We start from the raw sequence: 12,836 nt of genomic DNA, 5'->3' as shown, positions 1-12,836 counted from the left end.
TTTTTATTACATAAATTCGCGATAATGTTACAAATATTACAGTTCGGACTTTAAATTTTGGTTAATATTACAATTAATAGCGGTAATTGTTTAGCTAATAGTTTAAAATTCCTAATTAAAATAGGTTCTTTGGCAATGTTTGGAGTTATTTAAAAGCGGGTAAATGTAACTTTGTTGTTACACAACTGTAATGTTATAAAATATAATCTCGTGTTAACCTAATATCAGTTAAGTTTTCAGAAAATTTATTGATTGGTTGGAGGAACACGATGGATTACTTGAAATTATTACGCAATATCGTACTAACTTTGGCAGCTGCCTTCGTAATTTTCTTCGCACCGGTGAATGAAAAGGAAGCTTCTGCAGAATCAGCTTACTCAATTGATGAGTTAAAAGAAGTTTCTTCGAAATATTTAGGAGTTCGCTATTCATACGGCGGCACATCAGCAAAAGGCTTTGACTGCTCAGGCTATGTACGTCACGTATTTAAAGAACTAGGCATCACATCACTGAATCGCACATCTTCAGAAATGTATACGCAAGGTACGAAAGTTAAAAAAAGCGACCTTGAGCCAGGCGATTTAGTATTTTTCAACACATCAGGCAAACGCATCTCTCATGTAGGGATTTACATTGGTTCAGGAAAATTCATCCATGCTTCTACAAGCAAGGGTGTTATTAAAACAAGTATTAACGACAAATATTACTGGGGTAAAAAGTACGTAGGTGCTAAACGCATCGCTAACTTCTCAACAGCAGAAGCCCTTGCAGAAGACGCAGATGATTCAGATGTAGACAACACTCCAGAAGCAGAATAACACATAGCTTATACACACTACTACATACTGCAAATTTCCTAATTACAATCTCTCACCTTTTATAGGGTGGGGGATTTTTTAGTGTTTTGAAATAAGGAATAGATGTTGAATGTGAGTTTGAGTTCTACTTTTGAATCAAAGGGTGGTAGATTAATAGGGGAGTGGTATTGAAGAGGAAAAGATTTTTTGAGTAAGCAGTTCTACATTAGTTGGTGAAGTTTCCACATTAGACTCTAAACATTCTACATAAGCTTTTATATTTCCACATTACTAGCGCTCAGTTCTATATAAACAAAGAAATGTTCTACTTTTCTCGTAAAAGTGTCAAATAAAAACGAGATGCTTCATAAAGTAAGTTCCGTAAACAAAAAACAGCATCCGGAAGCCAATAAATGACTTTCCAAATGCTGTAATAGAATCTATTGCGGAACGCGGGCTGTCCAGCGAGAAAGGTCAATACCTTTAACTGTAACTAATTCTTTAGGGAAGATAAATGTCCAAGGTTTTGTCGTATTAGGCTGTACTGATAAAACAGGATTTAATTTGAACGATCCTTTTGCAACTACGACATTGCGTGCATCCATAATTTCAAGAGGTAACTGTTCTAAGTTAATCGCTTTATCATGGCCGTTACGGATGAAAATGGAAGCGTGTAAGCTGCCATCATTATTCATCTTAGCCTGTAATCCTGTAAAGTTCACTTCTGTTTTTCCTAATTTCGGTAAGCTTTTCACGATTTCTGCCAATTTTTCTTGTTGATCATCTGGTAATTGCTTTTTCCATGTTTCATCCAAGTCTAATTGGTGACCGCGTAATGAAAGCAAGTTGAATGAAATTTTCCAGCCGTCTTCAGGCACTTCGTCTGCTGTGATAGAAGAAGCAGGGAAGGTGAAAATCCAAGGACGTGCACTTTCTGCCGGGATTACACCAAGTTCTTTAAAATCAAAGTAATTTGAAGCAATGCGGTTATCATCTTTATCCAAAATTAATAATTCGATTTCGCCTAATTCAATAGCCTCAGATAATGAAGAACGGAAAAATGCTTTTACATTCCATGAACCGTTTGCCAGTGATGGCTCGATATTAATTGCTGCCAATGATAATTGATTTGGCTTTAATGGTGCTAAATCATTTGCCAGAAAGTTAAATACATACTTTTGCTCCTGTGGAACATCCCATTCAGGATGGAATGACAATTTTGTAATGACATCACGGTCCGCATCCTTTTTAGAATTTTCATTGGATGATTTTACGACAGATGATGAATCTACAGCACTGTCTTTACCTACTTTGTCACCTTTTTTAAATAAATCAAATAAACCCATTTGTTATTCCTCCACATTCATCGTATTGTTTTTCATAAATGTTACAAGTTCTTCTACAATTGTGCGGCGAAGTTCTTGGTAGTTTTTACCGAATAATTCTAATCCTTCACGTTGGTAAATACGCATGGGATCTTCCTGTTGGTAATGACGTAAACCGATTCCTTCTTTTAAGTGAGCCATTTGTTCTAAATGTTTCACCCACATATGGTCGATGAAACTTAGCATTACCTTTGGAATAACGGTCATAATTTGTTCATTTTCCTCAAAACTTTCGATTACCTCTTTTAATTGCTTAACGGGAGGATCCATAGCATCAAGTAAATTTTTGAGCTTTGTTTCATCACGATTTACTAAGATTGGTTCAATAAATAAGGAATTGACTGTTTTCTCCATTTTATCAAAATCCCACTCAGCAACATCTTTATCCTCAGGTGCATTTTCACGAACTGCAAAGTCAACTGTTTCATACATCATTCGAACTAAAAGAGGAATAATATCTTCGTTTCTCAAGACTCTGTCACGTAAATCGTAGACAATACGGCGCTGATCATTAATTACATCGTCCAGCTTTAAGTTGTATTCACGCATAGAGAAGTGTGCGCCTTCAACGATACGTTGTGTCCGTTCAATCAGCTCTGTCACTTCTTTGTTTTGAATAAGACCGATTTCGTCAGTTGTCATTTTCTTGCGGAATTTCTCTACATCATCTTTTGCGAAACGCTTGAACATATCGTCTTCAATTGAAAGGATAAATCGAGTTTCACCTACGTCACCTTGACGACCTGAACGTCCACGTAACTGGTTATCGACACGACGGCTTTCATGCTTTTCAGTACCGATTACAAATAAACCGCCAAGATCTTCAACGCCTTCACCCAATACGATATCCGTACCACGTCCAGCCATGTTTGTTGCGACTGTTATACGATTTTTTTGTCCCGCTTCCGAAATTAATTCAACCTCTTGCTCGACTGTTTTCGCATTTAGTAATTGGAATTGTAAGCCGTGTTTTTTCAAGTAACTTGCTACTTTTTCTGATTGTAAAATAGAAGTTGTCCCGATTAATACCGGTTGTCCTTTTTCATGGCGTCGCACTGCTTCCTGTGCCACATATTCGTATTTTTGCTCGATGTTTTCGAATACGATATCCGGCTGGTCCAGACGGCGACGTGGACGGTTTGTCGGTATTTGAATTACACGCATACCGTAAACTTCTAAAATTTCTTTTTCCTGTGTTTTCGCAGTACCTGTCATCCCTGATAATGTCGGATACATACGGAAATAGTTTTGAATTGTAACTTGGGCCTGTGCTTTGTTTTCCTCAGTGATTGTTACGCCTTCTTTTGCTTCAATCGCCTGGTGTAAGCCGTCAGAAAGTGAACGACCTTCCATAATACGGCCTGTAAACATATCGACCAATTCGATTTTGTCATCGCGAACGATGTAATCAACATCACACTCAAACATAACGTGTGCACGTACTGCCTGAATTACATAGTGGTACAATGTTTGATGTTCCAAATCGTATAAATTATCGACACCGAATGCCGCTTCAACTTTTTCGATACCTTGATCTGTTAACGAAGTCGCTTTCGTTTCATCATCGAAATCATAATCTTCTTCAGCTTTGAAACGTTTTGCAAGCATTGCGGCAATACGGTGCAGTTCTTCGTTTGCACCCATTTTACCAGCGATGATTAACGGTGTTTTCGCTTCGTCGATTAAGACAGAATCTACTTCATCGATAATCGCAAAGTGGTATGGACGCTGTACTTTATCGCCGATTGTATGTGCCATATTATCACGAAGATAGTCGAAACCGAATTCTGTCCCGACACCGTATGTAATATCCGCATTGTACGCTTCCTTTTTATCTGCAGGTTCCATCATTGGAACGTTCAGTCCAACTGTTAACCCAAGGAAACGGTGGATTTGCCCGATTAATTCGAAGTCACGTTTTGCAAGGTAATCGTTTACTGTAATAACGTGTACACCTTTACCTTCCAAAGCACGTACGTAAGAAGGAAGTGAGGCAACAAGTGTTTTACCTTCACCAGTCGGCATTTCGGCAATATTACCTTCAGTCAGTACTAGACCGCCGATTAACTGCACATCAAAGTGGCGCATGTTTAATACACGTTTAGAAGCTTCACGGACAACAGCAAATGCATCAGGGATAATATCAACTAGCTGTGTTCCGTTTTCTAGACGTTCTTTAAATGTAAATGTCATATTTCGAAGTTCTTCGTCAGACATAGGACTATATGTTGCTTCGAGGCTATTAATCTGCTCTACTGTTTTGTAGTATCTTTTAAGCTCTCGAGCACTTGTTTGCTCTTTATTACGTTTGAAAATTGAGAACATTATTTTACTCTCCTTTGAAATTGGCTACTTTAATATAGTAGACACTCCGTTATTTTATCAAATATTGCACAAAAAGACTACTGACCAAAAGGTAATTCATAGGAGTAATATAAATAAATTGGATAAGCCTTTCTTTTATATTAATAATTATTTGATAAGTTTGAAATATACAAGAAGAATGAAAGATGTAAAATTTATGTGGGCTGAATAAATAGTGGAAGGAATTTAAGCTATATTTTATGAAATGTTCATGCTATACTTATGTTGAATAAAAATGTAGAGTTTTTAATGAATCTCCAAAAGGCGATTTATTGTAATGCTTAATACTACAAAAATTAAGGAGGAGAGACATGATTTACGTGTCTTTAATCGTAGCTTTTATTGCTGCTATTATACTAACTCCGCTTGTGAAGCGATTGGCTTTTCGCCTTGGAGCTGTAGATGCCCCGAACTATCGTAAAGTGCATGCTCGCATTATGCCACGATTAGGCGGTTTAGCAATTTTTGGTGCGTTTATGATCGGGATATTACTTTTAAAATTTGTCACGAACTTCGAAAGTGACTACTTATACGCGATTTTAATTGCCGCGACAATTATTGTAGCAACAGGTATCGTTGATGATATGCGTGAAATTTCCGCTAAAGCTAAATTGCTTGGCCAAGTGATCGCTGCCTGTATTGTTGTATTTGTCGGCGGTATTCAAATTGACAATATTAACTTACCGTTTGGTGGAGAACTGGAATTCGGCTGGTTAGGAATTCCGTTCACAATTATTTGGATTGTCGGTATTACAAATGCAATTAACCTAATCGATGGTCTTGATGGACTAGCTGCAGGTGTATCAACAATTGCTTTAATGACATTAGCCGTAATGGCAATGATCATGGGGAATGGTATTGTTATTGCAATGGCTGCCATTTTGGCTGCTGCAACAATCGGTTTCCTGTTTTTCAACTTCCACCCTGCGAAAATTTTCATGGGGGACACAGGTGCACTCTTTTTAGGATTTATGATTTCGGTGCTCGCACTATTAGGATTTAAGAACGTAGCGGTTATTTCGTTCGTTATCCCGGTAATTATGCTGGGAGTTCCGATTTCCGATACTTTCTTCGCAATCGTGCGTCGTTTGCGTAGCGGTAAAAAGTGGTCAGATCCGGATAAATCGCATTTACACCACCGTTTATTGGATTTAGGATTCTCACATCGTCAAACTGTGACGATTATTTATGCGATGGCTGCAATGTTCGGTCTCGCTGCTGTCATCTTCTCGATGGCAAAAGTATGGGGCGCAATTTTACTCATTGCTGTTATATTAGTCGCGATTGAGCTGTTTGTAGAAATTATCGGCCTAGCCGGCAAAAACTATAAACCGCTGCTCAACCTCGTAAGAATTTTTAATAAGTGAAAAGACCGAAACAAGTAAATGGCTTAATGCCGTTTGCTTGTTTTTTATTTATGGGGAATTATTGGCCGAATTATGGCGGGATTTAGAAAGTTTTGCGGCTAATGTGGAACGGAATGAGTGAAAGTAGAAAGTTCAAAGTCTAAAGTAGAAAGTTCTAAGGCTAAAGTAGAAATTTCTCAGAGGAATGTAGAACAGAACGCCTGTAAAGTAGAACACCCCTTTAATATAGGTAGAAACGCCATAAAAAAACCAACCCCCACATCATTTGCGAAGATTGGTTCTTTCTTATTGTGTATCTGTATTCGTTCTTGTTGTGTAAGCTGAGTTGGATTGAGAGCTTGTGCCCGAAATGTTTGTAGATTCCGGAGTAAGCCCTAAATGACTTTTTAAAATATGGCTAGTTTCTTCTAGTGCTTCTTCATCCAGTTTGTAATAGTAGACACCTGTTGACATGTCGTCATAGCCTTCCAATGTTAATGTATCAATACGTGGCATGCCGTTTGATAAATAGCTGAAGAAAGATTTCATTTCAGTGAATGTCATATCTGTCTTCATATTGTTTCCGACAGCCGATAAAATATCATCGTATTTTGAAATGGATGTAAATGATGCTGCTTTAGAAGCGATCGCCTGAATAATTTCCTGTTGGCGTTTTCCGCGTTCGATGTCATTGTCCTGTTTACGTGTACGTGCAAGAGCCAATGCTTCACGGCCATCCAATGTTTGTAATCCGGGTTGAAGCTTAACAGTATTACGGTCGAATTCGTCTTTTTCATTCATCGTGTAAGGCACTTCTGCTTGGATACCGCCTAAAGCATCGACAATATCGATGAAGGCGTTAAAGTTTACACGTAAATAATAGTCAATTGGGATATCAAATAGTTCTTCTACAGTTTCTATTGAAGCAAGTGTGCCACCGCGCGCATGCGCATGGTTGATTTTATCGTTATATCCGATATGAGGGATGTAAACATATGAATCACGTGGGATACTCACTAGTTTAACTGTTTTTGTTTTATTGTTTAAAGTGGCAAGCAGGAGGGCATCAGTACGGGAATTGTCTGCACCTTGTCCGCGCTTTTCACTATCATCGACACCTAAAATTAAAATAGAAACATTGTCTTGAGCCGGTTCAACTTTTACTTCACGTTTATCCGGGAGTTTGCGGTCCTCGATTTCTTCATATGCACTGTTTGCAGCATGTTCGGCTTGCTTCGTCAAATAGACACCGTATGCTGTTGCGCAAATTACGAGCGAAAGAGTCAGAAGCGTCGTAACTTTAAGAAACAATCTGAATTTCGAAGAGCCTTTCCTTTTATTTTGCCTTGTTTTCATAAAGATTCTCCTCTAGGTTAGGGATAGGTTACTATATTAAATTGGCTATTATAGTTAATTCGTAATCTTATCTAATATACTACAATCTACTTTTGTCGTAAAGTAACGATATCTTGCATTATGATGACAAATATTTCGACACTATTCCTTAAAAAATTCGATGAAAAGCGCTTCTTTTTGTGTGACGGCTGCCTGTCCGTTTGTCAGTTCGGTAATCCAGTCAATAAAATTTTGCTCTTCTTCTTTTAAAACGTGTACATAAATATCTACATTTTCCGCATACTGAATATCATGAAGAGGGTAGTGGGAACCGCGTATCTCATTTTCTATTTTCCCCAACCACACATAATCAATCTCGATTTTCATTAAATAATGCAATTTTCGCTCAACAACTTGAGCAGCTGCAATTCCTTCTGTTGTTGCTTTACTATAAGCACGGATTAAACCGCCTCCGCCAAGTTTAATCCCGCCGAAATAGCGAGTGACGACAACAACCGTATCTTTTAAACCTTGTTTTTTAAGTACTTCTAACATAGGGACGCCTGCAGTACCGCTTGGTTCCCCGTCATCATTCGCTTTTTGGATATGGTCATGCTCCCCGATCATATAGCAGGAGCAGTTATGGGTAGCCGATGCATGCATCTTTTTTATTTTATCAATAAAGAGAATCGCTTCTTCTTCTGTCTCAACGCGTTCTACATAAGTTAGAAAAACGCGATTTTGATATGATGATTTCTGATTCTCCGTAACCTTTTACAGTAATGTAGTTATTTCTCATTATCGATTCTCCTTAATATTACAATTTGATTTCAAATTTGTGGTTATAATTTAACTTAAAAAATGATTTACTAATGATATAATATGTATGTACTATAATAGTAGGTTGCAAAGTAAAAAGATAGAGTAGTTCGCTTTCTGACTAAGTAAGGTGGGGAAAAAGTGCTAGAAAACAATCAAATAGACATCGCCTCGCTTGATGTAATATTTAATCGAATGTTGGAAACTATTACAAGTTCGAAAGATGATGTATTTATTATAAGCGAACAAAGCCGCAGAAACTTTGAAGAGATGCAACAAGAGCTGGAAGTTGTGCGTCATGAAATTAAGATTATAATAGATGAAAGTGATAATTTGGAAAAGTTGCTTCAATTATCTAGACAGCGATTAGTCATTGTAAGTAAAAGTTTCAATAATCATTCAGAAGAGCAAATACGTGCAGCTTATGAAAATACAAGTAATTTACAGTTAAAGGTCTCCCTTTGCCGGGAACGCGAAAAGCAGCTAAGAGACAAGCGTGACGATTTGGAAAGGCGCCTGCGCACACTTTATGATACGATTGAAAGAGCGGATCATATCGTGAATCAAGTGAATGTTGTTATTAACTTTTTGACTACCGATTTGAAAAATGTCGGGGCAGCACTTGAACAGGCGAAGATCAAACAAGATTTTGGCATACGTATTATCGCAGCCCAGGAAGAAGAACGAAAGCGTTTATCGCGTGAAATTCATGATGGGCCTGCACAAATGATGGCGAATGTGCTGATGCGTTCGAATTTAATTGACCGCACTTTCCGAGAAAAAGGAGCCGACGCCGCTTTAAAAGAAATTCATGACTTGAAAATAAGCGTTCGCAACGCCTTATCCGAAGTACGCCGCATTATTTATGATTTACGTCCAATGGCGCTCGATGACCTAGGTATTGATCCGACATTGAAAAAGTATTTATCTACGATTATGGAATATAATCCAGGTGTTGAGATTCAGTTCCTTTCATATAATAACGAGCGCAGAATTCCTTCAGATTATGAGGTGGCTGTTTTCCGTTTAGTGCAGGAAAGTGTAAACAATGCATTGAAACACGGAAAGCCTAACCTGATTATCGTTAAACTTGAATGGTTATGTGACGAAATTAATGTTGTAGTAAAAGATAATGGGGTTGGATTTGATACAGAAAGCGCTCGTGAAGGATCTTTCGGTATTATAGGAATGAAAGAAAGAATTGATCTGCTGAAAGGTTCTTTGAAAATTAGCAGCAGCATCGGTAAAGGAACAACGATTTTAATGAAAATTCCATTGCCGACAAAAGATGAAGAGATAAGATAGCAGAATTCCAGGGGGTTTCGAAATGACGAAAATTATTATTGTAGATGATCACCAATTATTCCGTGAAGGGGTAAAACGTATTTTAGATTTTGAAGACACATTCGAGGTTGTTGCTGAAGGTGATGACGGCACAGATATCGTAAACTTATATGGACAAAACGAACCGGATGTCGTATTGATGGATATTAATATGCCGGGCAAAAACGGTGTAGAGGCGACAGCTGATTTAATCGCTGTATATCCGGATGCCAAAGTAATGGTTTTATCGATTCATGATGACGAATCATATGTAACACACGCATTAAAATCAGGTGCACTTGGCTATATGCTGAAAGAAATGGATGCCGATGAAATTGTTGAAGCAATCAAAGTTGTTTCTAACGGTGGTTCTTACCTGCACCCGAAAGTAACGAAAAATCTAGTTGCGGAATTCCGTCGTCTATCAGAGCACGAAAACAAAGGTAATTTCCATCAAACAGAAATTCGCCGTCCATTCCACTTATTAACGAAGCGTGAATGCGAAGTGCTTCAATTGTTAACAGACGGCCAATCAAACCGTACAATCGGCGAGACATTATTCATCTCGGAAAAAACGGTTAAAAACCATGTATCAAGTATTTTACAAAAAATGAATGTTAATGACCGTACACAAGCAGTTGTAACAGCAATCAAAAACGGCTGGGTAGAAGTACGTTAATTACATATTAAACGTTAAAACAAGGATTCGATTTTCGTATCCTTGTTTTTATTTTTGCATATTATTACTGATTAATAAAAAGTTTTCCCGTGTATTCTATGAAACATCTGTGAAAGAGTTTCGTCCTAATATTTTGAAGGCAACAGCAAATAATTCGAATATCGAATTTTTACATTGATAAAGAAAATATCGGTTTGCAATAAAATAAATTCGTATAAGAAAAAACATCATCTCGTGCTATTTTGCACAAAATATGTTTTTCTAATATTGTGTGCTAAAATGTTTTGCGGGAGGTTGTAAAATTATGAAAAAATGGTTGGTAGCTGTACTTGCGGTTTTTGTACTGGCAGCTTGCGGGGATAAACAAGAAGCTTCACCTGAAAATCTGCAGAAAACGATCGATGAAGGTACTGTAGGCTTTGAAATGATGGGTAATTCAATTCAGGAAGAGGCGGATGTACCGGAGGAAGAAAAAAATAATATTATATCTGCTTTTAATGAATATATTGCAGCCTTTAACGAAAAAGATTTAGAACGTTATAAAAATATAATTTCAAAAAATGCGACAGGCTTTAATTATGATGAAGATATTGAAGCGGTTTCCGATGTGTTTAACCAATATGATGTTAAACGCACGGCCGAAGATATTACGATTGTAAAATACAGTGGTGATGAAGCCCAAGTATTTTCTAATTTAACGACAGAAACGAAAGAAATCGATACAGGTGCAGAACTATCCGGTGTCGGACGTCAAGTAACGGTATTGAAGAAGGAAGACGATTGGAAAGTTTCGAGCATCTATTATATCGGCAGTGAATAAACTGTTATCTTCTATAATATATATAGTAAAAACATCTTGCGCGGATTTATGCCAAGATGTTTTTTTCATATAACGATGCAGTTGTAAAAGTGGGAAGTTCCCTATAAGAATGGTAAATTACCGTTCACAATTATAGCGAGTTCCTGTAAACTAGTGAACATAGGAGAGTGGGAGAGCGATGAAAACAGCAATTGTTACAGATAGTACAGCCTATTTAACACTTGAAGAACGAAATTCGTACAATGTCCATATGATTCCTCTAAGTGTAAACATTGAAGGAACATTTTACGATGAAGAAATCGATATTACAGCTTCAGAATTTTACGACCGTGTGCGCGGTGCAGCGGAGTTTCCGAAAACAACGCAACCGTCTGTCGGAAAATTTGTCGAGCTTTATGAAACATTAGGAAAAGATTATGATGAAATTGTAACGATTCACTTATCAAGCGGTATTAGCGGAACTTTCCAAGGTGCTGTCCAAGCGGGCGCAATGGTGGAAGGTGTGAACGTTCATGCATTTGATTCGGAAGTTGCAGCCTACTTGCAGGGCTTGTATGTGAAAGAAGCCGCAAAATTAGCGTTGGATGGCGCAACAGGTGAACAGATAATGTCCCATTTAAATGAATTAAAGGATACGCGGGATGTTTATATTATTGTCGATGATTTACAGCACCTCCAACGCGGCGGTCGACTTTCAGCTGCAGCAGCATTAATTGGCGGATTGCTGCAAGTTAAGCCAATCCTGACGTTCCAGGATAAAGTAATCGTTCCGTTCGAAAAAATCCGTACACGCAAAAAAGCACTACGCCGAGTGGAAGAACAACTAGCTTCAGCAGTCGAAAAGCACGGCGCACTGCAAGCAACAGTTATTCATGGCAATTGTGAAGAAGAAGCAAGTGAATGGATGAAATCTTTAGCCGCCGCTTACCCAACAGTCGACTTTACTCTAAGCTATTTCGGACCGGTAATCGGTACACACTTAGGTGAAGGTTCAATGGGAATCGGTTGGATTAAGAAATAACTAGGCTTTAGGCTTAACAGTCACTACTTCTTAGGGAGAGTGGCTGTTTTTTTGGTTTGTGGTGCGGGAGGCTGAGAAGTGGAAAGTTTTGAGTTGAAAGTAGAACACGGGTCGTGGAAAGTAGAAAGTATTCCAAGGGAAGTGGAGAATTTTGGGTTGAAAGTAGAATGTGAACGGGGGAATTTGGAATTTTTCGAATGAAAAGTAGAAGTGTTTCCATGTCATAACCTGCAAAATCTAAAACACTTAAAACGAAAATAAAATAAAGGAGCGAAAATCATGTACACAAGAACATCCTCAATAAGAAAACGCTATAGACTATTCAAACCCTCAATATCAACCTTTTCTAATGTCTCAGACAAATCAAATCCTTCAACCTACACTCGCTACTCCGGACTCATTCCAGAACCTGAAATCGTAAATTTCTTCACCGGTCGAATATGGTCGCGCAACCACACACCATTTCCTCGGCAAAAAATCGATACTTATATCAACCGCGGTTATTTCGAAACGATTCCCGCTGTTATCACAGAACCTAAGTTAATTTGCCGTCGTTGTCTAAATGAACAATCACATAAATTCGTTTCCTTTCACTGCGCGAAGTGTCAAAAACTCTGTCACTATTGCCGACATTGTATTACGATGGGGCGAATGTGCAGCTGTGATGAACTAATTTTGTGGAAAACGGAAACCCGAAAACAGAAATCGCGAGTTCAGTTTGCATGGAGCGGCAAGCTTACCTCTCAACAGGAAAAAGCAGCGAACGAACTGGCGCATAGTATTTCGCGAAATAGAAATCATTTATTGGTGGCGGTTTGTGGTGCCGGTAAAACGGAGATTCTTTTTACTGCAATATATGACTCGCTCAAAGCAGGTAAAAGAGTTTGTGTGGCAACACCTCGGACGGATGTCGTCTTGGAATTGTATCCTCGATTTCAGAAGGTGTT

Annotated in this window: 10 protein-coding genes and 1 pseudogene; 7 read left to right on the top strand and 4 right to left on the bottom strand. The window is 38.2% G+C overall.

Annotated features, from left to right (window positions below; all coding sequences use genetic code 11):
- Positions 1-269 precede the first annotated feature (269 nt).
- Entirely contained in the window at positions 270-818 is a 549-nt protein-coding gene (locus tag ABS917_RS10580) for a C40 family peptidase (protein ID WP_350478936.1), read from the top strand.
- Positions 819-1,237: 419 nt separating this feature from the next.
- Here the strand turns inward: ABS917_RS10580 and ABS917_RS10575 are convergent, their stop codons facing one another.
- Positions 1,238-2,143 (bottom strand): accessory Sec system S-layer assembly protein, encoded by a 906-nt coding sequence (locus ABS917_RS10575; RefSeq protein WP_350478935.1) that lies wholly within the window; start codon positions 2,141-2,143, stop codon positions 1,238-1,240.
- Positions 2,144-2,146: 3 nt separating this feature from the next.
- Positions 2,147-4,507, bottom strand: a complete 2,361-nt coding sequence (secA2, locus tag ABS917_RS10570) for an accessory Sec system translocase SecA2 (RefSeq protein WP_350478934.1) — start codon at positions 4,505-4,507, stop codon at positions 2,147-2,149.
- Between the two features lie 350 nt (positions 4,508-4,857).
- Here secA2 and ABS917_RS10565 point away from each other — a divergent pair, with 350 nt between their 5' ends.
- On the top strand, positions 4,858-5,913 hold the full coding sequence (locus tag ABS917_RS10565; protein WP_251689785.1) for a glycosyltransferase family 4 protein: 1,056 nt from the start codon (positions 4,858-4,860) through the stop codon (positions 5,911-5,913).
- 285 nt (positions 5,914-6,198) lie between these two features.
- Here ABS917_RS10565 and ABS917_RS10560 read toward each other — a convergent pair whose 3' ends face one another.
- Both ABS917_RS10560 and ABS917_RS10555 read right to left on the bottom strand, forming a co-directional pair.
- The gene (locus tag ABS917_RS10560; protein ID WP_350478933.1) at positions 6,199-7,248 is read right to left on the bottom strand and encodes an LCP family protein; all 1,050 of its coding nucleotides are present in this window, start codon (positions 7,246-7,248) and stop codon (positions 6,199-6,201) included.
- A gap of 141 nt (positions 7,249-7,389) precedes the next feature.
- Positions 7,390-8,026, bottom strand: a pseudogene (locus ABS917_RS10555) (YigZ family protein).
- 161 nt (positions 8,027-8,187) lie between these two features.
- Here ABS917_RS10555 and ABS917_RS10550 point away from each other — a divergent pair.
- The 5 genes from ABS917_RS10550 to ABS917_RS18925 form a co-directional block, all read left to right on the top strand.
- Complete coding sequence (locus ABS917_RS10550) at positions 8,188-9,351, top strand: sensor histidine kinase (protein WP_350478932.1); 1,164 nt, start codon at positions 8,188-8,190, stop codon at positions 9,349-9,351.
- 22 nt (positions 9,352-9,373) lie between these two features.
- A complete protein-coding gene (locus ABS917_RS10545) occupies positions 9,374-10,048 on the top strand; it encodes a response regulator (RefSeq protein WP_350478931.1) in 675 nt (224 codons plus the stop codon).
- Positions 10,049-10,352: 304 nt separating this feature from the next.
- On the top strand, positions 10,353-10,868 hold the full coding sequence (locus tag ABS917_RS10540) for a nuclear transport factor 2 family protein (protein ID WP_350478930.1): 516 nt from the start codon (positions 10,353-10,355) through the stop codon (positions 10,866-10,868).
- A gap of 178 nt (positions 10,869-11,046) precedes the next feature.
- Positions 11,047-11,889: a DegV family protein gene (locus tag ABS917_RS10535; RefSeq protein ID WP_350478929.1), complete on the top strand. Its 843-nt coding sequence runs from the start codon at positions 11,047-11,049 to the stop codon at positions 11,887-11,889.
- A gap of 279 nt (positions 11,890-12,168) precedes the next feature.
- On the top strand, positions 12,169-12,836 hold a 668-nt coding region (locus tag ABS917_RS18925; RefSeq protein WP_483316057.1), incomplete at its 3' end, for a DEAD/DEAH box helicase family protein.

It is taken from the genome of Solibacillus sp., assembly GCF_040273735.1.
In the GTDB taxonomy this organism is placed as follows: Bacteria; Bacillota; Bacilli; order Bacillales_A; family Planococcaceae; genus Solibacillus.
The sequence above is the reverse complement of the archived record's forward strand: the minus strand, read 5'-3'. Positions and strand labels throughout refer to the sequence as shown.

What these genes read in the sequence shown, in the direction of transcription:
- ABS917_RS10580 (WP_350478936.1), top strand. Translation starts at nt 270, where the DNA reads ATGGATTACTTGAAATTATTACGCAATATCGTACTAACTTTGGCAGCT.
- ABS917_RS10575 (WP_350478935.1), bottom strand. Translation starts at nt 2,143, where the DNA reads ATGGGTTTATTTGATTTATTTAAAAAAGGTGACAAAGTAGGTAAAGAC.
- secA2 (WP_350478934.1), bottom strand. Translation starts at nt 4,507, where the DNA reads ATGTTCTCAATTTTCAAACGTAATAAAGAGCAAACAAGTGCTCGAGAG.
- ABS917_RS10565 (WP_251689785.1), top strand. Translation starts at nt 4,858, where the DNA reads ATGATTTACGTGTCTTTAATCGTAGCTTTTATTGCTGCTATTATACTA.
- ABS917_RS10560 (WP_350478933.1), bottom strand. Translation starts at nt 7,248, where the DNA reads ATGAAAACAAGGCAAAATAAAAGGAAAGGCTCTTCGAAATTCAGATTG.
- ABS917_RS10545 (WP_350478931.1), top strand. Translation starts at nt 9,374, where the DNA reads ATGACGAAAATTATTATTGTAGATGATCACCAATTATTCCGTGAAGGG.
- ABS917_RS10540 (WP_350478930.1), top strand. Translation starts at nt 10,353, where the DNA reads ATGAAAAAATGGTTGGTAGCTGTACTTGCGGTTTTTGTACTGGCAGCT.
- ABS917_RS10535 (WP_350478929.1), top strand. Translation starts at nt 11,047, where the DNA reads ATGAAAACAGCAATTGTTACAGATAGTACAGCCTATTTAACACTTGAA.